Source organism: Candidatus Fukatsuia symbiotica (assembly GCF_003122425.1).
In the GTDB taxonomy this organism is placed as follows: Bacteria; Pseudomonadota; Gammaproteobacteria; order Enterobacterales; family Enterobacteriaceae; genus Fukatsuia; species Fukatsuia symbiotica.
This window is the reverse complement of the sequence record NZ_CP021659.1, coordinates 2,564,861-2,588,217: the sequence shown is the minus strand read 5'-3', so window position 1 is coordinate 2,588,217 and position 23,357 is coordinate 2,564,861. Positions and strand designations below refer to the sequence as shown.

23 protein-coding genes and 5 pseudogenes are annotated in these 23,357 nt (G+C 41.8%); 9 read left to right on the top strand and 19 right to left on the bottom strand.

Annotated elements, in window-relative coordinates; all coding sequences use genetic code 11:
* Positions 1–68 precede the first annotated feature (68 nt).
* The 11 genes and pseudogenes from CCS41_RS16805 to CCS41_RS12560 form a co-directional block, all read right to left on the bottom strand.
* Positions 69–350 carry a phage tail sheath C-terminal domain-containing protein gene (locus tag CCS41_RS16805; RefSeq protein WP_240313766.1) on the bottom strand — a complete coding sequence of 94 codons (282 nt, stop codon included), beginning with the start codon at positions 348–350 and terminating at the stop codon, positions 69–71.
* Positions 302–1,315 (bottom strand): phage tail sheath subtilisin-like domain-containing protein, encoded by a 1,014-nt coding sequence (locus CCS41_RS16800; RefSeq protein ID WP_240313765.1) that lies wholly within the window; start codon positions 1,313–1,315, stop codon positions 302–304. The genes CCS41_RS16805 and CCS41_RS16800 overlap by 49 nt, the downstream gene beginning before the upstream one ends.
* A gap of 50 nt (positions 1,316–1,365) precedes the next feature.
* Entirely contained in the window at positions 1,366–1,731 is a 366-nt protein-coding gene (locus tag CCS41_RS16795; RefSeq protein WP_240313764.1) for a hypothetical protein, read from the bottom strand.
* A 155-nt stretch (positions 1,732–1,886) separates the two neighbouring features.
* Positions 1,887–3,824 carry a gp53-like domain-containing protein gene (locus CCS41_RS12590; RefSeq protein ID WP_119797625.1) on the bottom strand — a complete coding sequence of 646 codons (1,938 nt, stop codon included), beginning with the start codon at positions 3,822–3,824 and terminating at the stop codon, positions 1,887–1,889.
* An 82-nt stretch (positions 3,825–3,906) separates the two neighbouring features.
* Complete coding sequence (locus CCS41_RS12585; protein WP_119797624.1) at positions 3,907–4,350, bottom strand: hypothetical protein; 444 nt, start codon at positions 4,348–4,350, stop codon at positions 3,907–3,909.
* 229 nt (positions 4,351–4,579) lie between these two features.
* Positions 4,580–4,981, bottom strand: coding sequence for a hypothetical protein (locus CCS41_RS12580; protein ID WP_162860077.1), 402 nt, complete (start codon positions 4,979–4,981; stop codon positions 4,580–4,582).
* A gap of 153 nt (positions 4,982–5,134) precedes the next feature.
* Positions 5,135–5,599, bottom strand: a complete 465-nt coding sequence (locus CCS41_RS12575) for a hypothetical protein (RefSeq protein WP_240313763.1) — start codon at positions 5,597–5,599, stop codon at positions 5,135–5,137.
* A 206-nt stretch (positions 5,600–5,805) separates the two neighbouring features.
* Positions 5,806–6,653 (bottom strand): annotated as a pseudogene (locus tag CCS41_RS12570) (ATP-binding protein).
* A gap of 5 nt (positions 6,654–6,658) precedes the next feature.
* Positions 6,659–7,456: a replication protein gene (locus CCS41_RS12565; protein ID WP_119797621.1), complete on the bottom strand. Its 798-nt coding sequence runs from the start codon at positions 7,454–7,456 to the stop codon at positions 6,659–6,661.
* Between the two features lie 130 nt (positions 7,457–7,586).
* A complete protein-coding gene (locus CCS41_RS16170; RefSeq protein ID WP_205411430.1) occupies positions 7,587–7,736 on the bottom strand; it encodes a hypothetical protein in 150 nt (49 codons plus the stop codon).
* 193 nt (positions 7,737–7,929) lie between these two features.
* Positions 7,930–8,154 (bottom strand): transcriptional regulator, encoded by a 225-nt coding sequence (locus CCS41_RS12560; protein ID WP_119797620.1) that lies wholly within the window; start codon positions 8,152–8,154, stop codon positions 7,930–7,932.
* 94 nt (positions 8,155–8,248) lie between these two features.
* Here CCS41_RS12560 and CCS41_RS12555 point away from each other — a divergent pair, with 94 nt between their 5' ends.
* The gene (locus CCS41_RS12555) at positions 8,249–8,620 is read left to right on the top strand and encodes a hypothetical protein (RefSeq protein WP_119797619.1); all 372 of its coding nucleotides are present in this window, start codon (positions 8,249–8,251) and stop codon (positions 8,618–8,620) included.
* Between the two features lie 112 nt (positions 8,621–8,732).
* Here the strand turns inward: CCS41_RS12555 and CCS41_RS12550 are convergent.
* Positions 8,733–8,936 (bottom strand): annotated as a pseudogene (locus CCS41_RS12550) (ATP-binding protein); the annotation flags it as partial.
* 20 nt (positions 8,937–8,956) lie between these two features.
* Positions 8,957–9,985: pseudogene (locus CCS41_RS12545) on the bottom strand (IS630 family transposase); the annotation flags it as partial.
* Between the two features lie 118 nt (positions 9,986–10,103).
* Here CCS41_RS12545 and tnpA point away from each other — a divergent pair.
* Complete coding sequence (tnpA, locus tag CCS41_RS12540; protein ID WP_119797021.1) at positions 10,104–10,535, top strand: IS200/IS605 family transposase; 432 nt, start codon at positions 10,104–10,106, stop codon at positions 10,533–10,535.
* A 45-nt stretch (positions 10,536–10,580) separates the two neighbouring features.
* Here the strand turns inward: tnpA and CCS41_RS12535 are convergent.
* Positions 10,581–11,401 (bottom strand): IS5 family transposase gene (locus tag CCS41_RS12535; protein ID WP_119797617.1). Its coding sequence is split into 2 segments (ribosomal slippage): positions 10,581–11,014 and positions 11,014–11,401, totalling 822 coding nucleotides; the frame shifts between segments, so codons are not numbered across the junction.
* Between the two features lie 653 nt (positions 11,402–12,054).
* Between CCS41_RS12535 and CCS41_RS16790 the strand changes: the two are divergent.
* From CCS41_RS16790 to CCS41_RS12505, 4 genes and pseudogenes are all read left to right on the top strand, one after another.
* A pseudogene (locus CCS41_RS16790) lies at positions 12,055–12,187 on the top strand (hypothetical protein); the annotation flags it as partial.
* 1,062 nt (positions 12,188–13,249) lie between these two features.
* Positions 13,250–13,519, top strand: coding sequence for a transcriptional regulator (locus CCS41_RS12525; protein WP_072550539.1), 270 nt, complete (start codon positions 13,250–13,252; stop codon positions 13,517–13,519).
* Between the two features lie 234 nt (positions 13,520–13,753).
* Complete coding sequence (locus CCS41_RS12520; RefSeq protein WP_072550538.1) at positions 13,754–14,476, top strand: helix-turn-helix transcriptional regulator; 723 nt, start codon at positions 13,754–13,756, stop codon at positions 14,474–14,476.
* Positions 14,477–16,150: 1,674 nt separating this feature from the next.
* Positions 16,151–16,402 carry a pyocin activator PrtN family protein gene (locus CCS41_RS12505; RefSeq protein WP_072550536.1) on the top strand — a complete coding sequence of 84 codons (252 nt, stop codon included), beginning with the start codon at positions 16,151–16,153 and terminating at the stop codon, positions 16,400–16,402.
* A 408-nt stretch (positions 16,403–16,810) separates the two neighbouring features.
* On the opposite strand, the gene CCS41_RS12495 is transcribed toward CCS41_RS12505, so the two are convergent.
* The 3 genes and pseudogenes from CCS41_RS12495 to CCS41_RS15740 all read right to left on the bottom strand — a co-directional run.
* On the bottom strand, positions 16,811–17,095 hold the full coding sequence (locus CCS41_RS12495) for a HigA family addiction module antitoxin (protein WP_072550534.1): 285 nt from the start codon (positions 17,093–17,095) through the stop codon (positions 16,811–16,813).
* Positions 17,095–17,385, bottom strand: coding sequence for a type II toxin-antitoxin system RelE/ParE family toxin (locus tag CCS41_RS12490; protein ID WP_420866972.1), 291 nt, complete (start codon positions 17,383–17,385; stop codon positions 17,095–17,097). The genes CCS41_RS12495 and CCS41_RS12490 overlap by 1 nt, the downstream gene beginning before the upstream one ends.
* Positions 17,386–17,884: 499 nt before the next feature.
* Positions 17,885–18,022: pseudogene (locus CCS41_RS15740) on the bottom strand (IS982 family transposase); the annotation flags it as partial.
* A 512-nt stretch (positions 18,023–18,534) separates the two neighbouring features.
* Here CCS41_RS15740 and CCS41_RS12485 point away from each other — a divergent pair.
* A complete protein-coding gene (locus tag CCS41_RS12485; protein ID WP_072550533.1) occupies positions 18,535–19,590 on the top strand; it encodes a hypothetical protein in 1,056 nt (351 codons plus the stop codon).
* A gap of 330 nt (positions 19,591–19,920) precedes the next feature.
* A complete protein-coding gene (locus CCS41_RS12480; protein ID WP_072550532.1) occupies positions 19,921–20,301 on the top strand; it encodes a VOC family protein in 381 nt (126 codons plus the stop codon).
* A gap of 42 nt (positions 20,302–20,343) precedes the next feature.
* Here CCS41_RS12480 and envZ read toward each other — a convergent pair whose 3' ends face one another.
* Positions 20,344–21,675, bottom strand: coding sequence for a two-component system sensor histidine kinase EnvZ (gene envZ / locus CCS41_RS12475; RefSeq protein WP_119797616.1), 1,332 nt, complete (start codon positions 21,673–21,675; stop codon positions 20,344–20,346).
* On the bottom strand, positions 21,672–22,391 hold the full coding sequence (gene ompR, locus CCS41_RS12470) for an osmolarity response regulator transcription factor OmpR (protein WP_072550530.1): 720 nt from the start codon (positions 22,389–22,391) through the stop codon (positions 21,672–21,674). The genes envZ and ompR overlap by 4 nt, the downstream gene beginning before the upstream one ends.
* 313 nt (positions 22,392–22,704) lie before the next feature.
* On the opposite strand from ompR, the gene yihA reads away from it, so the two are divergent.
* The gene (yihA, locus tag CCS41_RS12460) at positions 22,705–23,325 is read left to right on the top strand and encodes a ribosome biogenesis GTP-binding protein YihA/YsxC (protein ID WP_072550528.1); all 621 of its coding nucleotides are present in this window, start codon (positions 22,705–22,707) and stop codon (positions 23,323–23,325) included.
* The last annotated feature ends 32 nt before the right edge of the window (positions 23,326–23,357 follow it).

Below are 23,357 nucleotides of genomic sequence, written 5' to 3'. Positions count from 1 at the left end.
AAATAATAAAAAAAGGGTAAGAGGCAGTGAATCAAACCGCCGCTTTAAGAAAAAACAGAAGAAAAGCGTTAGGCTTGCTGCAGTTTATGCGCAAAGCGCAACACGATGAATTCAGCGGGACGCACCGCCGCCACACCGATTTCGACAATCAATTTGCCTTCGAGAATGTCTTGCTCGGTCATCGTTTGCCCGCGGTCTGCTTTGACAAAATACGCTTCCTCGGGTGTCGCCCCGGCTAACGCCCCTTTACGCCAGAGGTCGTCGAGATAACTTTGCGCTAGGGTTCTCACTTTCAGCCAGGTCATGGCATTATTGGGCTCAAACACGGCAAACGCCGTGGATTTTTGCAACGACTCCTCAATAAGATTGAATAAACGCCGCACAGAAATATAACGCCACTCATTATCATTCCCCGCCAGGGTTCTCGCCCCCAAACTATTGTGCCCTTGCCGGTAAAGCTGCGGATCGCGTTGATGGATTTACCCGCTGTCGCATCGACATTTAAGTCTTCTTGTTGTTGATCGGTAATCTTCAGCGTCGGCCCGATCACATCGACTAAGCTCACATTGGCGGGGGATTTCCAGACACCACGTTCTCTGTCGATACGAGCATAAACGCCGGCTATCGCGGCACTGGGGGGTAACGTTAATCGTTCATTGTCAATCTTGGCTCTAATTTGGTTATAAAGCGCGGTTTTATTACTTTTTAGTTTACTTAACTTCTCGCGTGTAGCACTGGGCGTATCACTCGCATAAGTGAGCGCCTGCGGTGAGGTAATTTCTTGCGCTATCAGATCTGCCCCGGTGCCTTGGTTCTCCATATTAAATTGTTTTTTATCACTGAGACCATTCCAAATAGCAACAATATCTTTCGCCGAAGCGCCAGTCTTGGGGATGGTGATTTCCAAAACAAAGCTGTTGTTGGGAACGACACTAATTGACTTTTCTTCTGCATCGGTGTGTTTACTTATTTTTATCTTGGGCGCATCACTTTGATTACCGGTATAGGTCACTAATAAGCCATTGTCGCCAGACGAATAACGCCCTATTTGCGTACGGGGATCACTGATTCCGGTGACTTCCACGGAGTCATCACTATAGTGATAGCCTAAATTCGTCGTGAGATAAGGAAAATACGCGGCACCGTATTTTAAATTATTCGTCCCAATCTTCTCTCTGAATGTTTTGACTTGATCAATATCATTTTCACCGGCATCAAAAATAGCAAAGCGATCTTTTAATGTTGCACAGTGCATTAATACTTTTTGACATAATGCCCCGTAGTCCTCTGTTGAAAGATTGGCACTCTCAGTCATGACGATTAATGTCGGCTCATCTTCTTTTTCTAAGGCGTCGATGCCCTTTTCTATGGCGATTTTGCTGATCTCTTCTTGATGATTACCGACGGAGACAATGTAACAATCCCCCCACCATTAGCAAAATAAAGGCGCAGGCAGTCATACATGAAATAATCGACTGTTTTTTTAGGGTTTACTTCAACAACATTCTGGTTATTCACTTTAACGTCAAAGTGAGTCAAAGGTGCCTCACCAAAATGGCGCTGATACGCGAGCAGACTGCTAATGCGCACCGCTTTCTCTTTTAGTTCGTTGTTTGCCCCGGCACGCGCGGTATAACCAATAAAGGCGGGAATGGCGGTGGATACTTCAGCCACCGAAGGGGGTAAAATGGCTTGTTCTTCGACGTACACATTGGGGGTTTTATAGCTCATAGTGAATGCTCTCATTTAGTGAAAAAATAAAGAAATAATGAACGGTGTTTGTGCCATCACGCACGACGAATCGCTCACCGTCAAAAAGATGACGGCGAGAAAACCGGTTTTAGTGCATTGATGTTTTTTAATACAGAATTTATCGGTTACGACGATCAGTGCCCAACCGCTTGCCATAAAAATGGCCAATCGGCTTCTACACGGAGGCCATTATCATACTGAGCTCTACGGTAAAAAGTCGCTCCTGTTTTTGTATAACTATCGATACTAATGCAGTCTTCTCCTTTTGGGTTAATCAAAATGGGGGTAGCTGTCACAGATAATACCGTGCTAGGAAATGGCATGGGCCAGGTTACCATTACTTGCCCACGAGTGGTCTGCTGAGCTTTTCCCCATTGCATGATTAATCCGCTTGGGAATTTCTGATAGCCGTTAGTGTTAGCACTGAAATCATCTTTGTAGTTTCCATCTGTGATCAGCTTACACCATGGTTGCCAATTGTTGGTGCCCCATTTATTCCGATAGTAGACGGCTTTACCACTCGCGCTGTCACTTATAAAAAATTGGCAATAATTGCCACCTTCACTGTTTCTAAGTACCAATAGGAAGCCAGCTGATGAAGATACTCCCGTCGGTAACCCTTTCTTAATGATATCGATTCTATTTACTACTCCAGGGTTGTAGATTCCAGGTGTGATAAGATTATCTAAATCACCGTCAACCTCATTAATTAATTTAAAAGACCGCCTAACCAGTGCATCTTTACCTGTGACCAACTGATCATCGCCAGTACCCACCTCTTTCGTTGCCGCTGTTCCAAGTTCCAGGTTTGTTCGCGCGGTGGTTTTATTAGATAGGTCACTCAAATTATCTGCAGCATTAAGATAACGGCTATCTGCGTCTCCCGTGGTAATTAAATCAGTATTACCTGTGCCCGCATCTTTCAGTGCTGCAGTACCCAGGCCAAGTTTTGTTCGTGCAGTTGTGTTATTGGCTAGATTTTCTGAGTTTTTCAGATAGCGGTTGTCTGCATTTTCATCTGTGATAAGTTCGTGCCACGATGTCCAATTACTCCCATTACTCCCATTACTCCCATTACTCCCATTACTCCCATTACTCCCATTACTCCATTTATTACGCCAGAAAATGCCTTTAGAATTATTACCCTCTATATATATTTGGCAGTAGTTACTAGAATCACCCCTTAGCACTAGTAAAAAACCCGATTTACTGATCCCTTCAGGGAAATTATTTTTTAAAATAGCTATTTCACTAATGAACCCAACACAATAAATACCAGGAGTGAAGAGTTTATTCAAATCTCCATTAATATCAGAACCTCTAATTTGAACAGTTGATCTGCTAATCAACGCATTGGCTGCTGTAACAAGATCGTTATCATCCACACCCACTTTTTTAGTCGCGGCATCTCCAAGTCCAAGATTGGTTCGCGCTATGATTTTGTCAGGTAAATCACTCAAATTATCTGCCGCATTGAGATAACGGCTATCTGCGTCTCCCGTGGTAATTAAATCAGTATTACCCGTACCTGCATTTTTCACCGCCGCAGAACCTAAACCAAGATTATCTCGTGCAGTATTTTTATTCGTTACATCTTTTAAATTTTCTGCTGCATCGAGATAACGCGTATCTGATACCTCAAGACTGATTAAGTTATCCACTGTTTCAATAGCAGAAGCAGGGATATTCTCAAGTGGAATATGGACAATGTAGATCCATGAGCCATCTTTCTGCTGCATCGGTGTATAACGAGAGGAAGCATAACCGATTGCCATCAGCGTCTCGTGTTCCAAAAGACCAATTTCACGAATGGTTTGATTTCTTTGATTCTCAGGCACAATGAGTTCACAGACGACGCTTTTCTTTGCTGTATCCACGGCGACACGATCAACAGGCGCACGGTACACTTCGTTTCTAACCTGTATCGCCTGCTTAATGGCAGGTATTGATGTTAAAACATTGCCTAACACCATATGAGTCAGTTGCAGTGGCGAACCATTGAGTGTCTCTGCTGCTTGCAAACGTCTGTCGCCTTGGTCAGTCCAAGAAAGAATCTGATCGTTGGTGTTCATAGGATGAATTACCCTGGTGATGAAATGAATAGGAAGACATTGATTTATTACCCCTCAGAGAGAACACCTGCAGTGAAGCGTATTAACGCATTTCTATCGTGGAATGTTTATTATCTTCATGATGTATCGACGAATCTTTAGCACGAGAGCCCGCCGAAGAGCCATGAAAATACGCCATCGCACCTATCCATACGGTGGAGAGTGCGCTGACGATGGCGATAATCAATTCTTTGTTTTCAGTAGGCACCCGATGGATAAATAAGTAGTACAACGCACTTAATATGCCAAGTGTTAGCAGATAAGCGAGTAGCGCTGGAGTGATATCCCTTTTTCCTGCCTGAGCTAATGTGGTTTCACGCTGCCGTGCATTTTCTCTCTCCTTTAGCTGCGTTTCTGATTCCATAAGTTGAATACGCTGTAGCTCAATTTCATGGTTCGATTGTATTTCGATTAATTTGAGGTGAGCCTGCGGATCAGACTCTATCCGTTGTATTAACTCCTCTGAGCTATCGATATTGCCCCCCATTTGGAGGCAATGATTGATCCTATTGCGGCACCCGCAGATCCTCCCAAGGCGCTCCCCAATAATGGCGCGGCTTTTGCTACTACTTGTCCTAGCGCTTCTAGGCTCATACGTAAACCCTCTTTATAATCGGCATTGAGATAATCCTGTTTTATCCACGCTTTCCCCTTTCAGATTTGATATTGACTGGTTATAGCGAAAATCGTCGTGCCAATAATGTGACTTACAGCGATCACGCTAAAATTTGAGTGATAATTTTTATCTCATGAATCTTTGTGCTAGAAATAAACAGGATGGTTCCCAATCCACATAAAATAAGAAAATACTTTCTCAGCAAGGCCAACAACTGAGAGCGCCTCACCTCTTCTACCCTTTTTTGCCAAAGGGTCGTCTCTATCTCTTTTAGCGTGATACGCATCGTCTCGATCTTAGCCTGGGTGGACATGATGGTTTTTTGGATAGCAGTGATATCCGATAGTATTTTTAGATGTGCTTCTGACAGTTCAGCTAGCTTCATTTGTCCGGGGTCTTGTAGTTCCATCGTTTGCAGATCCGTGTTCAACGCATTAATCTGGCGGACTGCCGCCTTTATTTGATTGGCGTGCTGATGCACAATATCAGTGAGTTCGTTCATGTAAGCACGACTTAGCAGTAGTGGGGAAACGTTTTTTAAGTCAAGTTGAACGAAAAAAGCCCGCTTAAGCGGGCTTTTTAAATGCAGTAGTAACAGAATAGAGAATTTATACCCGATTTGTATTGACAACACAAATAGAAAATTAAAAAAACATCAGTCTTTTTCAAGACGGCCACTTAAGTGACCTAATAACCATTGGTGAGCCATATCCACATAATTTTTGAACTGAGTGTGAGAAATGGCCAATTTTTTGGCTTTGTAGCGTAAGGAGCCTCGGTTGAAATAATGACATCGTAATACCTGTACCATCACAGGATTTTGTTGGGCCATCGCGTTGACCAAACGTTCTATCTCTTCAGCGGCGGCATGGATGGGCAGCGGTTTAAGCCCTGGACGGCGAAACACATTCCCTTCCGTCATAACGCGGTATTCAATGGAACAAGAGGGATAACCTAAACCCGAAAAATTCCCTCGGCTATACCATTCAGCCCATTGATACAAGCGTTCTTCGAGATAATGGATAAAATTATTGGTATTCATGAGGGTAATATCCATAGCAGCATGCGTTTTCTTTGGCACGGTATGACCTTGACGGGAAACCCGCGTCAAACAGGGCATGAAAAAAAGTCAAGGGATTGTCGACGGCAAAATAGGTAGAGACCTATGCTATCGTAGAGCTGTGAGTTCAAATTCAGTGGGACACGTTAAATCCATGTCTTTAAGTTCCTCTTCTAGTACTACAGCCGTAGTTAACAGTTGTTGCTGACATGGTGTTGTATTCACTCTCTGCCGATACGCTCTGCATTCGTGTTTAATGGCCGTCACTAAGCCACTATTGATCGATAACTGTCCCAGGTAAACGCCAGTGTGCAGCCCCCGCCCTCATTCATCCGATCCATCACCCGTTCACCCATGAACTGAGCTAAGGCTTCTTTTGGCAGATTACTGAGTAAAATGGTTGGTTTCATCCCTTCGTATCGGCTATTGATGATGTCAAACAAGATAATTTTTTCTGTGTCAGAGCCAAATTGAACGCCTATTTCATCGATGATTAACAGGTCTGGTAAGGTGTGCATCCGCAGCACCTCGGCCTCTGTCATCTGAGACGGCTTAGCCCAGGTTGACTTATATACTCGCACCAGGTGCAGAGCTGAAGTGAACAATGCCGATGCCTGGTAGGTAGTGATAACATGCTGAGCAATGGCCAGCGCTAAGTGGTTTTTACCTGTGCCGGGCTTGCCACACATCACTATCCCCCGCCTTGTTTGAGTCGTTCAGGCCACTGATTGACGTAAGATTGGCATACTTTCAGACAGTGCGCGGCCTCTTGATTGATGGGCTCAAAATTATTCAATGTAGCTGACTGAAAACGTGGGGGCAGATTCAAGCCCTGCATCAAGCGGATAATCTGTTGCTCAGAGAGACGTTTATTGTTTTCCTGCTGAGCTTGCCTAAGCGCCGTGATTTTATCTCGGATACAGTCTGGGCAGGCTGAATGCCTGGCGACACAGCTAATCACATTGAACTCCCGAATACGTTGTTCATAAGACCCATGTTTTTTACAGTGGGCCTCCTGGGTAAACACGATGGTGTTGGGGATGGCCATCGGCGGTTGCTCAAGGGTGAGGAGATGCTTTTCCAGGCCAGTGATTTCTTCCTGATAGTCCAGCATGATTATCACTCCATCCAAGCCGGTATATCCGAGACACCATAGTGTTTTTCATTAAAATTTTCAGTCATCCGTTGGGATACAGAACGCGGTTTAACGCCGAACTTCACTGCGTTTCTGAGCCAGGTGTTTAAGGCGGCATCCCAATCTTTGAACTTTGACCCTTTCGAGGCGTGGTAATCCACAAACGCAGCAAATTCACTGAGCAGGTTGACGCCCAGTGCATTGGCCAACGCGGTGTGTTTTTCAGAAGGAGTAAACCCTGAGGGTTGTTGCGTGGCTTTGTTAATTTTTTTGGCAACGTTTTTTGGTATTGCAGGCACAATCTTTGTATTGTCTTTTTTGTCTTTTGTAATAATGTCTTTTGTATGCCCGTGAAACTGCGACAAGTTTTTCATGGTTTCTGTGACAACTTTTGTCATGGTTTTTCTGACACTGTCAGACTTCCTATGACATTCACGGATGTCCCATTCTGATAGCACTTTATTGATGCCAATCCGGTTACCATCCATCAACAAAACATGCATCCGTAGTAATGAATTTTTTGCAAAATTTACCGCCTGACGCGACAGATTTGTTTTCTCTGCGATTTGACTGTCAGATATTCGATCAGATTTTTTATTAAAACCGTAAGTTTTTCGAATAATCGTATGAATCACTTTCAACTCATTGCGATTTAAATCGACAAAGTTGACCTGTTCGTACAGCTCATTAGCCAAACGGGTATAACCATTATCGGTATCAGCCACGAGACGCTCTTCACGAGCCGACTGTGGGCCAAAATTGATATAAGCGATATTACTCATAGTGATTTCCATAAAGTTTTTGCTGTATAAGGCATTCCTCCACAAAACGTTTTTGTGTTGTCGAGGATAACGCTCCTGCCGGGTCAAGAGTGCGTAAAAAAATCATCACGAATGATTTCCTGCTTCGTTCTCAACTCATAATCAATTCATTGAGTAACTCGTTGTTTAGGCCGACTACCTTGGCACCAACATTAACAAACAGGGTTAAATCCAGTCCGCAACACTCTTCCATCATATGCAGTGCCTTCTCTGTGGTGATATAGCAGGGGCGACATAACATGATGGCGTTTATTTATAAAAAAAGTTTTATATCAATATATTAATGTGAATTACTACAATCAATTTATATGGCCTCTGCTATATGACGGTATCCATTAAGTAGTCTTTCCCTTGTTGGTTAAAGTGTGTAACGTTCATTCACCAGGGAAAAGGCCATCTGGGTTATTAAAGTTCAATATGGTTGGTATCTTGGGTTAGGCCACTTGTAATTCAGGCCATATTGAAACCCAATCAATACGTAAATCACGACGAGTAACAGTGCCTTCGGTAATCAGTTCTATCTCAACACACCTTGCCGGTGAAATTGATGCAGTTCCAGAAGCCATTTGCGATAAAAATGAAGGAGATACCCTTAACTTTTTCGCAAATACTTTATGTCCACCAGGCTCAAGGGAGTCTAGATATTCCTTTAGTCTCATTCATACCTCCTTAAATCGACGCTATTAGTTTATTCAAAAATAAACTAATAGTAAAGTATTTGATTGTTTAGCAATAACTAAAGATAATCCATTTATGGAAATGAAAGAAATTCGGCGACAACGCTTAAAAAAATGGTTTGAAAATCGTCCTTTGCCTCAGAGGGAGAAGAGTTATTTCTCTCAAATAATCAATGGGAAAGCGTCTTTTGGTGAAAGAGCAGCAAGACGGATAGAGCGTGCTTATGGTATGGAGTATGGTTACCTTGATATGCATATAGACACAAATCAATGCGCTAATAGTCCGGTTGTTTTGTCTCAGCGACAAAAAATACTACTCGACATGTTTGATGGTTTACCAAAAATAGAACAGCAAAGATTTTTACAGGAAATTACTGATAGAAAGAACGAAATTGATCAACTTGTTGACGAAATGATGGAAAAATATGGGCTGAATAAAAGAGCTTAGCAAGATCATCGTTGTAATGTTGAAAAGCATTTACTGTAGACACAAAAAATGTATGACGTCAATTACTTTGGCTGCCCGTTTTTTGGTTATGCAATAAGGTGTTTTCGGTTGTTTATTGCGTTTTTTTGCGATAGCTTCCTCCCTGTGGTTCAAAGATATAAGCATGATGCACCCATCTATCTACAGCGGCGACGGTCATCAGCTTGTCGCTGAAAACCGCTTCCCAAGCACTGAATGGCTGATTGGCGGTGACAACCAGGCTAGCACGCTCATAACGGCAGGCGATGAGTTCGAGCAGAACGCTGGTTTCTGTGTTGTCTCATTTATACCCATCCAACTTGAAGGTACGGGGTGGAAGGTTTGGAAATTATCGTTAATTCTGCCCCTGAGAAAGGGAGCAATTTTTGCCAATGTACTATCAAAAAATTCGGCTATAGCCCCACGAAACTCTTTGGCTGAAGAGAAAAATCGGTTGTTTCTGACACACTCGTTCATGACCTTCCATAATCGCTCGATGGGATTAAGATTAGGGCTATAAGGGGGTAAATAATGGAGTACGATAGCCTTCTCTAATGCGGCGTCTTTGACTCGCTGACGGCAATGATAGCCAGAATTATCTAAAATAATGTGTATCTTTTGTGCATCAGGATAAGCAGCTTTGAGCTGCTCAAAAAAAGCGACGGTGGTTTCTGAATTCACCTGCTCAGGACGGGCACTGACCACCTTCATGGTGCTCAATTCAATGGCTCCCATGACATTAACCCGTGTTTTTGCCCCTGTTTTGACCAGCGGCTTATCTTTGCCTTTCCTTATCCAACCGCAGACCACTTTGGTGGCCATCGTTGGAGGGGCTGAATCCATAAAAACAATCGGTTCATTCTTAAGAGCACTCTCTAGCAAAGTGAAATAAGACGCGATAAACGCTTCTTGCTGAGCAACATCCACTTTAACCAGCATCGCTTTGGGCTGCTTATAGCTAAAACAATGCGCTTTCAGCCATTTTGTCATGCCAGATACGGTGTAACAGACGCCAAATTGGGTTTCCACATAAGCACAGATATCGATGACACGGCTATAAGTCGTGCTTTCAATGTGTTTTTCAAGCAATAAAGATTCATGCACGCTCAACTTACTATACGAGCCGCCATTTTCAGGCTTTAATTTTTCGTCTGAAAGCCAATCTGTTACATGTTGCCTCACTGTTTCTTCATGAATACGTAATGCTTGGGCAAGCGCTTTGTTATTCTAGCCTTCATTTTTCAACAACACCGCTTTGATTCGATCTCGAACACGGCCATCGTGTTCGTAACGATGAAGCCGTTCCAAATCTTGTTTTTGAGAGGCTGTCAGTGAGTTTATTTTCATGACCTTATTTTTAATAAAATTAGGTAATCCCCCGGCTTTGCCGGGGGACTCCGTAAGGTTTGACCGTGTGGTGCGGTCACCCGAATCTTCTATCTCGACCAAGAGATAGGAAATTCAAATGAAAGATTACCAGAGTCTTAGCCATACGAAATGGGATTGTAAGTATCACATTGTTTTTATCCCGAAAGGCCGTAAAAAAACAATATTTGGTGAAATTAGAAAGCATCTCGGTGAGATGTTTCACGAGTTAGCAAGTCAGAAGGAATGCAAAATTATTGAAGGACATTTGATGATTGATCATATCCATATTTGCATAAGTATTCCGCCGAAATATTCAGTGTCATATGTAATGGGTTATCTAAAAGGAAAAAGTGCAATCTCAATCGTACGACGGTTTATGGGTAAAGTCCGGAATTATAGTGGTGAGAATTTTTGGGCTAGAGGTTACTTTGTATCTACAGTGGGTTTGAACGAAGAGCTGATACGAGCTTACATTCGATACCAAGAAAAACAAGACAATCATTATGAACAATTGAAGCTTAGGATGTAATGACCGCCTTCAGGCGGTTCAAGGTTTGTTGGCCTCTTCTAGGGGCTAATAATTAAAGCCCCCGGCTTTGCCGGGGATATTTACTCGTAATCCAAAACGTTTTCGCCTGTTTCGATAACGATCTGATACGATTTTAAATCGTTTAATCATACCAATGACATTTTCGTTTAATACACGCTGGCTTGATAACTCACGATTGTTGCGTTTATCTTCTTTTGTTAAGGGATTTTTCTTTGTCTTTTTCTTAGGCAACGCCGAGTTTGAATGGATCTTGCCAAGCCCTTGGTAACCTGTATCTGTCACTGTTTTGATTTCAGGATGTATTCGCACGCCAGACTCTTTGAACAACCTAAAATCATGACGCCTCCCATGAGTAAAGCTTGTACAGACGACTGCTTTGCTTTTTTTATCGACGATCACTTGGGTTTTTAAGGTGGGTCGTTTCTTTTTTCCTGAGTAAAACTGCTTTTGTTTTTTTGGGGACGTTCAATCGGCGTTTCTGTGGCATCAATAAGAACGAGCTCATACTCCCTATCACTTTTTAATAAAGCTTTGCGTCCAGGGAGTGCAAAATCAGGATGCTTTATTAGCGTATTTTCTATCCATTTAATCGTTTCATAGCAGGTGCTCTCACTCACCCCATCGCTTCGGCTGACATGAAAATAAGTGCGATATTCACGTATATACTCAAGGGCCATTAATAAGCGATCTTCTAAACCCAGCTTGGGTTTCCGACCTCCTTTCCCTTGCTTACATTTATCTGCTTCATTCAATATCTTTATCATCTTTTCAAATGTACTGCGTTTAACTCCGGTTAAGCGCCGAAATTTTTCCTCTTCCAATACCTTTATTTGTTCATATTTCATGGGGGCTCCTTGTTCAGGAGATTTTTAACAACATTCCTACATGAATGCTATAGCAGGCGCCGTATCAGTTGATTATGAAAATCAGAAATAACATATTGATATTAATTAATATTTATTAACAAAAGTGATCACGTTACATGGCGCCTGCTATAGTTTCCGAAGAGGTCTATTGCCTACTGTCTTGAGTCTGATGATTTACATCTACAAATAACATTAAAAATATATAAATTAGTCAACTAGTTAATTAAATAATAATTTTTATTTACTATTAACTTGACTAATGGTTTATTATTTTATAAATTAATACTATCAATACAGCGGCCAAGGAAGGGAGAAAATAAAATGCGAGAAAAAGGGAAGATATAGTCAAAAAAATAACATATTAACAACTTTAGTGGACTCTGATGTAAACCGCTTACACGGATGCTCTTTAACATTTTGAACTCTCACTTTAACCGGTAAGACCAGAACCCGATGGTTTTGGGATGAGGTGAAGGCGCGGGCTGACGCGTACGTAAATTCAGCCGTGGTTTAATTTTCTATACGTAATGAATGCACCCTTGTCAGATGTAAGAACTGAACACCTCAGTGACAACATGCAGGATATCAGTACCTGCCATCTCATCCCTAATCCACTGAATTGGAGTTGTTTTATGGTAACCATAATCTGGAAGCCCTCTAAGGGCCCCGCAAAAAGTCGCTACAAAGCTCGTCGGGCTGTTTTAGTCGCTCAGCGCCGTAAAGATAGGGCGGTTAGCACGTAAAATTGAACTGGCACTCATGGGTGGCAAAAAGCATATATTCAATAGACTTGTTGCCTAATAGTATATTGATGTTTATTAAGCAACAGTGGGCGTCATAGAAGGGCCTCTAAGCGATTTTTTCGCACGAGGTAATACAAAACGCACCCCTAAAAATGCCTAAAAAATGTTCGCTTATTTATTAGGCAACAAGTCTAATGCATTACCATTTCCTTCTCTACGTGATTATTAGCAAGGAGATAGCCTAAACAATCGCTTGCTCCCTGATGTATGGTTGTATCACAACACAGACAACAGAAAAAGCAACGTTACGGCACGTTAATAGGGGAGAATGAATGATGGAAAAAATCATCGATGAGTGTGACCATCTCACCTTAGGAAAATCAGCAATTTCAATATATTTTAAAAATTTATAGGGTATCAAATACAAGTTGTGTCATAGCGAAGTCCTTCTTCAGCTCAGAGTTTTAATTCATTATATTGACGAAAGTATTAACTGTGGGCTATATATCACCAGGCACCTGCAAAATCAGGTGTAGGGATTTGCACCCCAGATATCTAACAAGGCGCATGCATGCCGCGCCAGACGTGGTTTTTTTGTGCGTAAATCCTGCACACCATCTGAAATGGTGGGTTGGATGGGGGAGTCGAAAGGCTCGCCGGGGCCTTGTTAGCCGGTAGTGCAAACCCTGTTCAGCTCACCGCCATTAAGTAGAGTTTTGCACCTCTAAGCGGTGATTATCCTAACCTAACAAGGAAATCATCATGACGTTACTCTTACTTTTTACAATTAATCGGTGTCCAAGGCGACGAGGACTTCATTAAATTTTCACCTGTTTTTCAGCAAAAAGGCACCGAACGCTTGTACACACTCTACCAAAAGGAACATTGCATTGAAAAACAACGAAGCGGGTAGCCTACCACAAAAAATCTTCTGTACCACAACATAACTCAACAACGGAGAAGAATGATAACCTAGAAAATAGCTCAATCAGTGACGGCGACGTACAAAATTTTAAATAGCGCTAACGGAGGCGGTTCCAGCCACCCCTGTCAGCTAACCACCACAACCTTATGGGAGGCTGTAATGGCTACTTTCGATATTACTCAATTTCCCGAATTACGGGAAGTCTTTCCTGAATTAACTCCAGCCCAATTTGAAACAGGATTACTTTTTTCATTAGGCGTGTCTCAAAAAAACATTGCTTTGTTACGTTCAGTATCATACCCCGTGGTAAAAAAAACGTTAGCTCAGGCAAAGAGCAAATTTGAGCCCTATTCACTCTATGGTCTTTTCACTGTGTTTCATGTACGTCTTGTACTCTTCGCATTACAGGAATGTAAACAGCGCGAATAGAAACGGTAGCGCCCTTATCACAAAAAAGAGAATAAAGATAGACTCCTCAGAGGAGTCTAGTAACCTTCATCTTTTTCATTAACATTCACTCTCACTAAGTAATTCACCCTATCCATTTGAGGAGGTCATTGTGATGAATGAATCCATTGTTGTTGACATAATATTATGGGTAGCCGGCCTACTATTTTGTTTAACTTTGATAACGTGGATTATCCATGAAGCCGTTCCTAAAAAATGAGAACGGATAATAACGCACAATATACGACGGATGAGATATCAAAACAGCTTATATTGCTGTGCGAAAATAGCGCTGATCCCTGGGGCATTAAAGATAATGAATCACGCTACTTGTATGCTAATAAAGCCTGGTTTGAACTATTGAATCTTCCCGCTAATTTTAGCCTCAAAGGTCGGTTGGACAGTGATATCCCGCACCTTACCGCAAAGTTTGCCTGTTATTTTCAGGAGCATGACCGCCAAGTCCGTGAAACGCAACAAAGTCTCTCTTCACTGGATATTTATCCCTATGGGCGTAAGCAAATAGTTCAACCTTATATTTGTGAAAAATCCCCGCTTTATAATGAAGCGGGGAAATGTATAGGGATTATTTTCCATAGCAGAAAATGCGCTTTCTTTTCTGCGTTGCAATGCATTAATGGAGAGCTACCTCATTTACCGGTTTTTCATCCAACAAAAAAATTGTTTTCTAAAAAAGAACTTGAGGTGATATTTTTTGCTTTATATTCTCTGAGTGCTAAAGAGATAGCCAAAAAACTACATCTTTCTCACCGAACCATAGAAAACACATTACAAAAAATATATCGAAAAGCAGGAATCCATTTTTTAAATCAATTAATCACATTTTGCAAAACAAAAGGTTTAGATAACTACATCCCACCCCAATTTCTCCCTATAGGTAGTCAACCGATTGGCTTGGGTGTTAAAAGCCTATCCTAAAGGTGGGTATTGGATAGTCTCGATCAAAGAAGTGGGTAACCTCCAATTCAATTTGAAGCTCCGAACTACTCAGCAACAACGGCGTGAGCAATCTCTCGTGGATGAGTAACCGCTTCAAAAATACCTTGAGCGCCTATAGACAATTGACTTTACCGATCAAGAAAAGCGGCCAATCAAAAAAACATTGGGACGAACAGCTTACCCATGAAAAACCGTTGTATCGCATCATAACTCAATGGAGAAATGAAATGACCCGCAAATAGTTCAATTGGAAACGGCGAGGCAATCGCCTTCAACATTAATTAATTTTAGATAGCGCTAACAGAAGATGGCGCAGACCACCCCTGTCAGCTAACCACCACAACCTTACCGAGAGGCTGCTATGGCTGCTTTCGATATTACTCAATTTTCCGAATTGCGGGAAGTCTTTCCTGAATTAACCCTCCGTCCAATTTGAAACCGCAATGCTTTTTGTGTTGGGAATATCCCAGAAAGACATCGCAGTGTTGCGGTCAGTGTCATACCCCACAGTAAAAAAGTCGCTTTTTCAGGCAAAGAGCAAATTTGAGCCATATTCACTCTAGCGTCTTTCTACTGTGTTCCATATACGTTTTGTACTTTTCTCATTACAGAGGTAAGTCCACGCCAATAAAACGACAGCATTTTTATCATGAAATACACACCACTCACTTTGGGAGGGCATTGCGATGAATGAATCCATCCATTGTTGTTGACGTAGTGTTATGGGTATAGTCGGCTACTATTTTATTTAGTTGTGGTGACATGGGTGATTCACGAGAATCGTGCCTGAAACACCAACGTCAAGTACAAAAGAATATCCAACAGAGTCAGTTTTCGGATGGGGTTATGTGCTATTGATCATAAAACAACACCAGGGAATCAATGCGCTTACCCCATCCCAAAATTGACTCATCGGATAAATCCATTAACCTTGTTGTTCAATAAGCAGTTAGCCATTGTTAGGCAACAAACTCACGCGCTAAAAAATATACTTTTGTTATTTAGCGACATGTTTATGATTTTAAAGGCCACTCGCTTTCAAAAAACTGACTCCGGTCGGCTTTTTGAATACCTAAATTCTGACGTTAGAAATGGAAAAAATCATTGATGAAGGTGATCATCTATTCACACCATAACAAGTGATTGCATGGCACTGCCAAAGGTTCAATATTTTTATAATTTAAAAGGCCACTCATTTTCAAAAAACCAACTCCGGTCGGCTTTTTAAACACCTAAATTTTAACATCAGAAATGGAAAAAATTATCGATGAAGATGATCATCTATTCACACCATAACAGGTGATCGAATGACACCAGCTGCCAGCAATTGTATGAACCGCCAACACAACCCCCCATTTTTACAAATGTATCTTTCCTCGCCTGCTGTCCGTAATGATGCGCTGTGCAATGGCGTAACTGGAGCAAAAAATAGCAAATAAACGTGGGGTAGTGCTTGAGCGCATAGACAATGGTGATTCTCTGGTTCTCATTGAAGTTCATGTATTTAATTGACAGCCTTGCGGAGGCCATAGAAGTTATCGCCTTAGTCATCGAAAACACCGTAAATGAGTGGGTATAAGGAACCTAAAGATTCGAAAAGTAAAGTACAAAACATTTTTACTCGAAGCAGTAAAAAATGAGGAGGTTTGCAAAATGAATACTATGTTTCTGTTAATGGCTGAATTCGAAACATCAACAATCCCACTTTCCAGTATTGCTGAGCGCTATCTTGGCATGAAACCATCTACCGCGGATAAGAAAGCCGGCGCCGGTGATCTGCCAATACCTACTTTTCGCATGGGAAATACACAAAAAGCGCCTAGAATGGTACACGTTAATGATTTAGCAGCTTTTATTGACAAACGCAGAAAAGAAGCCAAAAAAGAATTTGAACACTGTAAATAAAATAACAATGTGATTTTTAACACCAATCAGTACACCATAACCATTTAATATATTAATTTTATTATTAATCAGTCCAAGCCAATCGAGCATAGGCGCGACGGAAAAACGGTTAGCGGGGTATTTTGGCGCGGGGCTGCTGTTATCACTGCTTTGGTACGGGTGGGTGGGGGCTTTATTTTCGTGCATTTTTAGTCATTCTATTGTATTTCTAGTTTCTCAGTACACTTTCGTATTGACGCTTTTACTGACTCACGATCCCCGGTAACGTCCCAAAAGCAGTGATATACCCTTCACCTTTGATGCCGCCGCGTTGTTGGCTGCGGGTGCGCGCCGAATCACGTAGTATGTCTACGCTCATCGGTCTTACACCCTGGCCGCCTAGCGGCAACTTCAAAGACGAAGGGTATATCAGGCAAAAGCCAGTTTGTGCAAATGGCTGATGTCTGTTTTTTGTCTGGCTTCATGCAAACTGTAATTTGTCTGTATTTTTAACCAGGTTTCAGGGGTGCTGCCAACAACGGCTGACAGTCTCAATGCCATTTCCGGCGTGACTGTGGTTTGACCAGATAGTAACCGACTGGCCGTTGACGGTGCTATATCCATTGCTTTTGCGAACTGTCGGAGACTCACATGCATGTCTTCCAGCGTTTCTGCAATAATTTCGCCAGGGTAGGCAGGGTTAGCCATTCTCATTAGTGATAATCCTCCAAGTTGAGAATTTTTGCATCACCATCAATAAATCTGAAAGTAATACACCAGTTACCGGAAACACTAATTGACCAGATGTCTTTACGATCACCGTTAAGCTGATGCAGATCGTAGCCAGGCATGTCGATTCCGTCTGTGCAGCTAGCGGCGTCAATTACGGTAAGCCGTGTTTTTATACGGTTAACCAATTTCTGCTCAATGCCACTACTATCGTCTTTGAGGAAAAACTTTTTCAACCCCTTATGCTCAAAGCTTTTTATCATGACATTATCCATGTTCCTCAATATGGAACAGTATAGCATATGTTCCATATTGAGGAACACTTTTTGAGGTTAGGCTTGGTAACAAATTGATAGGAGCTTACAGTAAGCAGTACACCAATGGTACACCATAAAAACATAACCTATTGATTATTATTTCCAGTAAATCCAATCCAGCATCGGTGCTACAGAGAAACGGCCTGAAGGGTAACCCTGCCTTAGCGCGCTCCCGTCAGGGGAAGGTGCTGCGGTTGTACTCTCTTTATTCTCGTGCATGTAAAGTCTTTTTCGTGTATTTTTTTATCAGCACCCCATACAGCATTCCTAATACATGGGGTGCTGAACAAGGAAAAATTAAAATGCGGCGCATTGTAGCATAGAAAAGTGCCTGCGAATGATGCAGGGTGCGTTGTCATTGTGCCCTGAAACTTACTCAACCTGAATTCGGGATAAGCCGCCTATTTTATAACGTGACGATGTTTGAACAATTCAGTGCCAATTCAGAGGTTAGACGAATACTGAGTAGTTCGGAAAGAGAACTGGCACGGATACGCTGCTTGGACCCATCCGTTAGGAGCTTTGCATTGAGTAGTGGCTCAAATTTTTTGCAAAAATCATCCATTAAGCAATAAAGTTCGGTAATATCGTTCATGCGTGTCTCGCTATTTCGTGATGAATAATGTCCGCAAACATCATTATCTTGAAGTACGAGGCACTTATCTATTCTTGAGCAAAAAATTAGAGAAAATAAACGTCAATTCCTTATCCCGAACTCAGGTTATGTAGAACTGAAGTAATATCCTCGTAGACAATCCATTCAGCTTACGAGAGCCATTAAGTATAAAATCATCTCTTTATTATTCATTTTATTAATGATTTTTTACAAAAAAACACATAAGATTACTATACATTGCTTACTATTTTGTCAATGGTTACTTAACATTTTCCTAACACTTACCAAGTGGTAATGACACTCATGCTACTTGAATGTACTGGTTTTGTCTTTTAGCGGCTTCTCGTTGATTTTTAAAAAACATTTTTGCAAGAGTATCACTATAAGACATGTCGGCTTAGTGTGAAACGCCATTTAACCGATATGGGTATAATGGTTTGTCATCAATTTTGGTTCATTAAAGCACGATCGTTATATAGGATGGAGGCAGCATGACAACAACTTCTCATTGTTCAAGTCTATTGAGCGATAGTTTAGGAGGGGGTTTCAAGTTAAACGACAGGAGAATCGGGACAATAATGGAAGCCGCTTCGGGTAACGAAGCCGCAAAAATGGGATTGATCGATACAATTATTGATAAATTTTTCAGAAACGGAGCCAAAAGAGAGCGTATTATAGCACTATACGAACAACTGGTCGTGCCTGATTTATGCCCGTCAAATGAACGCACGCCAATAATAATGGCATACAAATTTAATAAATTACGGGAGATGGCCGATGAAGAGCATCGACATCATTTTCAGATTCGAATTAATCAGAACATGGGACAACAAGAAATCTGGTCATATTCTTTTAGCATTAGAAAAGATACAATTTTTCAATCTGAGCCATTAGATTATCGTTATGAAAATTATTACAATGAAGTATGTACCTTAAAAATATGTAACGATTTTGACGATGATCTCTATGAATTTAGAGAAGTTTTATCACAAAGTGCACTTACCGAGTCACGGATTCAAACAATGTCAGATGATGAATCCGTGAGAGAAGAAATTCGCGAAAAACTTGATGACCCTAGATACGCTAAAGAGCAATTTTCACATCTATCTGGTGCTGAAGGTAATAGTACGTTCTTTGCACATTTTACAAGTGGTAAACTTGAATTATCAAATCGAGGTAACGAAACTGGTGAATTCCGTGGGAATCTTTTGAAAAATAAAATAGAAGGCAAAGACTCTAAGTATCAAAATTTAAGAGAGCTATGTAGTTATGGTTTTATGACTAAAGATGACAGCCGTCTTGTTTATGTTTCTGCGCCACACAGAACTCATTTGAATAATTACATTGATGAGGATAATTCTATTCTTGTAAATATCCAGCGTATTTTACAGAATAAAAGGGTAGGAAATTCTGCTCTTGTAAATATCCGGCATATTTTACAGAATAAAAAGGTAGGAGAAACTAACCTATATGATTTATTCGAACTGAATTTGCCAGAAGGGCCTATTAACATCGACATGGCATGTCTTATAGAAGGCGCCATGTAACGTGATCGATTTTGTTAATAAATATCTCGATTGACAAGGAAGCTAAGCCATGCTAACCGGTCACTTCGGTGGTGCCAGTACTGAAGCCATTTTTCGATATGGAAAGATAATTTCCTCATTGAAATTAAAATAATTTTAAATCAATGAGTTGTTTTTTTAGGCATAATTATTGGAGACTTGGCTTAGGTTTCTTGCTAATCAGGAGATTTTTTGACAAATCTGATCCTTCATAGTATTTTCCGGCTCCGTTCAAGTCTCTGTACTGCTATTTTCCTAGCGATAGGGGGAGACTGAATTTCTTGATCTAAATCGAAGTAACATGAGGAATATATGGTAACGGTGTCCCCTAAACCCAACCTGCAGCTTGTCTACGTCTCTGATATCGAACGTTCGACAGTATTCTACAAAACAATTTTTAATTCGGAGCCCGTGTTTTCGAGTCCGCGCTATGTGGCATTTGCTGCCGTCGACAGTGGTAAAGCACTGTTTGCCATTTGGACGGGTGGAACAACCCCAGATGCTGCTATTCCTCGATTCTCTGAGATCGGCATTATGTTGCCTTCTAACGAAGAGGTAGATCACCTCTTTGAAGAATGGCAAAAGAACCCCCATATTAAGATCGTGAAGAAACCCTACATTGAAGTCTTTGGTCGTACTTTTCTCGTTGAAGACCCTGACGGTCATATTATTCGAGTATCTCCGTTGGATTAAGTCGATTGTGACTTTTTATTTTTAATTTATTGATTTTTATGGTTAATAAAATCCTTCCGCTTTCGGAATATAAGCACGAATACGTAAACCTCCAAGCTCACTTACACCAATATCGAGCACGCCGGCATGAGAGTTAACAATCCTCTGCACAATCGACAGCCCTAATCCAGTACCGCTGGTGGTACGAGCGCTATTCCCACGGACAAAAGGTTGCAGCAGATGTTGTAGCTCTTCGGGTTTGATACCAGGACCATCATCTTCAACTTGGAACCAGACGCGTTGTAATTCATCACCACTGCTGACCTTTATCCAACCGTTACCATAGTTCGCTGCGTTGGTCATCATATTTGCCAAAGCACGTTTGATGGATAACGGATCCACATTGACTATCAATTCGTCATCTGATAACCCGCTTTCAATCACTCGCTCGTAACCGCTTTCGGCGGCAATGACTTCACCGAGAATTGGATTGAGATCGACCGTTTCTGCCAATATTTCCTGTCCAGTACGCAGATAGTCGATAAACTGTTCAATGATGGCGCTGCATTCTTCTATATCTTTATTAATGGATTCAGAAAGATAAGCATCTTGCTTACTCATCATTTCTGTTGCCAGTCGGATACGAGTTAAAGGAGTACGTAGATCGTGACTGACTCCTGCCATTAATAATGTTCGGTCATCTGATAATAATTTAACGTCTGCTGCCATTTGGTTAAAGGCTCGGGTAACTGAACGCACTTCTGACGCACCGTACTCGCGTAATGGGGGAGGGATCATCCCTTTGCCTACCTGAAATGCGGCGTGCTCTAATTCTACCAATGGGCAATTTTGCAAGCGGATAAATAACCAGGCACCGCCTACCGCGAGTAAGACAATGGCTAATGTATAGCGGAAAAGGGGTGAAAAATCGCCCTGATGTATCTCAGTTAAGGGCACCCGTACCCAGATGTCGGGTGATAACCATGTTTTCAGCCAGACAACGGGAGAATCCTGATTGACTTCAACCCGCACATCCGTTGGGCCACCTAATTGTTGAGCCATTTGTTCGCTAAGAAATTTGTAGTATCGTGCCCAACGTAGACCATTTTCCTCCGCTGCGGCATTGGTATAGAGAGAAATGCCTAATTCACGGTAGATTTCGCGTCGAAAAGCCTCTGGAACTTCGATTAGCATACCATCTTCCAATTGCAGCCGATCGGTCATCAGCATACGGACTTCATAAGCCAGTACTTTATTGAACTGCTGCAAACTAGGCAGAATGGCGAAGTTGAGCACTACCCAATAAGTGGTCACTAAACTGACAAGCAACAGGGTAACAATTAGTAACAAAGTACGCGTAAATGAACTACGCGGAGAAAGGCACCATCGCATCATGCTTTACTACCGTCTGGTACAAATACGTAGCCCAAACCCCAAACGGTCTGAATGTAACGCGGGTGCGCTGGATCTTCTTCTATCATACGGCGTAGGCGTGAGATTTGTACGTCAATCGAACGTTCCATCGCACTGTATTCACGTCCTCGAGCGAAATTCATCAACTTATCACGGGATAACGGTTCCTTTTGATAGCTGACTAGCGCTTTTAGCACAGCGAACTCACCGCTGGTCAACGGCATGGGTTCATCCTCACGAAACATTTCACGGGTGCCGAGATTCAGTTTGAACTTACCAAAGGTGATGACGGCTTCCTCTTGTGAGGGCGCGCCCGGTAATTCATTCGCTTGACGGCGTAATACGGCGCGGATACGAGCGAGTAGCTCACGTGGATTAAAAGGTTTGGGTATATAATCATCTGCTCCTATTTCCAGACCGACGATACGATCAACTTCCTCGCTCTTAGCCGTGACCATAATGATGGGCATGGGATTACTTTGACTGCGCAAACGGCGACAGATAGACAAGCCATCTTCCCCGGGTAGCATTAAATCAAGGACGAGTAGATGGAATGATTCCCGAGTTAGCAAGCGATCCATTTGTTCAGCATTGGCGACACTGCGAACCTGGAAACCTTGCTCAGTTAGGTAGCGTTCTAAAAGCGCTCGCAGGCGCATATCATCATCGACAACGAGTATTTTATGGTTCTCTTGCATTTTTTATTTCCAAAAGCTCATGGCGCTGGCAAGCGCGTTGTTAGAGTAAGTAAAGCATATCTAACAAATAACCATTTATACTATATGTCGCAAACTAAATTGTTACAAAAATTATTGTTTTGCTTGACTATCAATAGCCAGAGTGTAAGAACCTGTTTCCAATCTTTTTCACTGTGCTCAGATGAGGAAAAAATGGGCGAAAAAGCGCAGTGACTCTTTGTATGTAACAAAAGGAAAAAGATAAACTCACTCTTTTCCTTTCGACACCGTTATAATCGCGGGGTGTCAGTGTCTATTAAGGGAAACAAAAATTTTGACTATCAAAAAACACGATTATCATAAGACCCACTTCATCACCAGTGCGCCGGATATCCGCTACCTTCCCGCTGGTGAAGGTATTGAGATTGCATTTGCAGGTCGTTCTAATGCGGGTAAATCCAGTGCACTCAATACATTAACCAATCAAAAAAGCTTAGCGAGAACCAGTAAAACACCGGGGCGGACACAATTGATCAATTTATTCGGCGTCATTGATGGCGCACGTCTGGTTGATCTACCCGGTTATGGTTACGCCGAAGTGCCGGAAGAAATAAAAAATAAATGGCAACGTGCATTGAATGAATATCTACAGAACCGTCATTGTCTAAAAGGATTAGTCATACTCATGGATATTCGTCATCCGCTGAAAGCGTTGGATCAACAAATGATTACTTGGGCGGTTGCTGTTGGCATTCCAATTTTGTTGCTGCTTACTAAAGCAGACAAATTGGCTTCAAGTGCGGCTAATACTCAACTTAATATGGTACGTGAAGCTATACTCCCCTTTATGGGAGATATTCAGGTGGAAAATTTCTCGTCACCGAAAAAAATAGGTGTCGACAAATTACGAGAAAAATTAGACGGTTGGTTTAATAAGCTCCCTCTAGGCGAATAAACTTCTTGCAAATATTATCTACAACAATTTCA

Excerpts from the sequence above, each read along its gene's own strand:
- envZ (WP_119797616.1), bottom strand. The coding sequence starts at position 21,675 with ATGATGCGATGGTGCCTTTCTCCGCGTAGTTCATTTACGCGTACTTTG.
- CCS41_RS12490 (WP_420866972.1), bottom strand. The coding sequence starts at position 17,385 with ATGGATAATGTCATGATAAAAAGCTTTGAGCATAAGGGGTTGAAAAAG.
- CCS41_RS12495 (WP_072550534.1), bottom strand. The coding sequence starts at position 17,095 with ATGAGAATGGCTAACCCTGCCTACCCTGGCGAAATTATTGCAGAAACG.
- CCS41_RS12585 (WP_119797624.1), bottom strand. The coding sequence starts at position 4,350 with ATGGGGGGCAATATCGATAGCTCAGAGGAGTTAATACAACGGATAGAG.
- CCS41_RS12580 (WP_162860077.1), bottom strand. The coding sequence starts at position 4,981 with ATGAACGAACTCACTGATATTGTGCATCAGCACGCCAATCAAATAAAG.
- CCS41_RS12505 (WP_072550536.1), top strand. The coding sequence starts at position 16,151 with ATGAATACTATGTTTCTGTTAATGGCTGAATTCGAAACATCAACAATC.
- CCS41_RS16800 (WP_240313765.1), bottom strand. The coding sequence starts at position 1,315 with ATGACTGAGAGTGCCAATCTTTCAACAGAGGACTACGGGGCATTATGT.
- CCS41_RS12555 (WP_119797619.1), top strand. The coding sequence starts at position 8,249 with ATGGAAATGAAAGAAATTCGGCGACAACGCTTAAAAAAATGGTTTGAA.
- CCS41_RS16170 (WP_205411430.1), bottom strand. The coding sequence starts at position 7,736 with ATGTTATGTCGCCCCTGCTATATCACCACAGAGAAGGCACTGCATATG.
- CCS41_RS16795 (WP_240313764.1), bottom strand. The coding sequence starts at position 1,731 with ATGAGCTATAAAACCCCCAATGTGTACGTCGAAGAACAAGCCATTTTA.
- CCS41_RS12590 (WP_119797625.1), bottom strand. The coding sequence starts at position 3,824 with ATGAACACCAACGATCAGATTCTTTCTTGGACTGACCAAGGCGACAGA.
- CCS41_RS12480 (WP_072550532.1), top strand. The coding sequence starts at position 19,921 with ATGGTAACGGTGTCCCCTAAACCCAACCTGCAGCTTGTCTACGTCTCT.
- CCS41_RS12520 (WP_072550538.1), top strand. The coding sequence starts at position 13,754 with ATGAGAACGGATAATAACGCACAATATACGACGGATGAGATATCAAAA.
- CCS41_RS12575 (WP_240313763.1), bottom strand. The coding sequence starts at position 5,599 with ATGCCCTGTTTGACGCGGGTTTCCCGTCAAGGTCATACCGTGCCAAAG.
- CCS41_RS12560 (WP_119797620.1), bottom strand. The coding sequence starts at position 8,154 with ATGAGACTAAAGGAATATCTAGACTCCCTTGAGCCTGGTGGACATAAA.
- ompR (WP_072550530.1), bottom strand. The coding sequence starts at position 22,391 with ATGCAAGAGAACCATAAAATACTCGTTGTCGATGATGATATGCGCCTG.
- CCS41_RS12525 (WP_072550539.1), top strand. The coding sequence starts at position 13,250 with ATGGCTACTTTCGATATTACTCAATTTCCCGAATTACGGGAAGTCTTT.
- tnpA (WP_119797021.1), top strand. The coding sequence starts at position 10,104 with ATGAAAGATTACCAGAGTCTTAGCCATACGAAATGGGATTGTAAGTAT.
- CCS41_RS12565 (WP_119797621.1), bottom strand. The coding sequence starts at position 7,456 with ATGAGTAATATCGCTTATATCAATTTTGGCCCACAGTCGGCTCGTGAA.
- CCS41_RS12485 (WP_072550533.1), top strand. The coding sequence starts at position 18,535 with ATGACAACAACTTCTCATTGTTCAAGTCTATTGAGCGATAGTTTAGGA.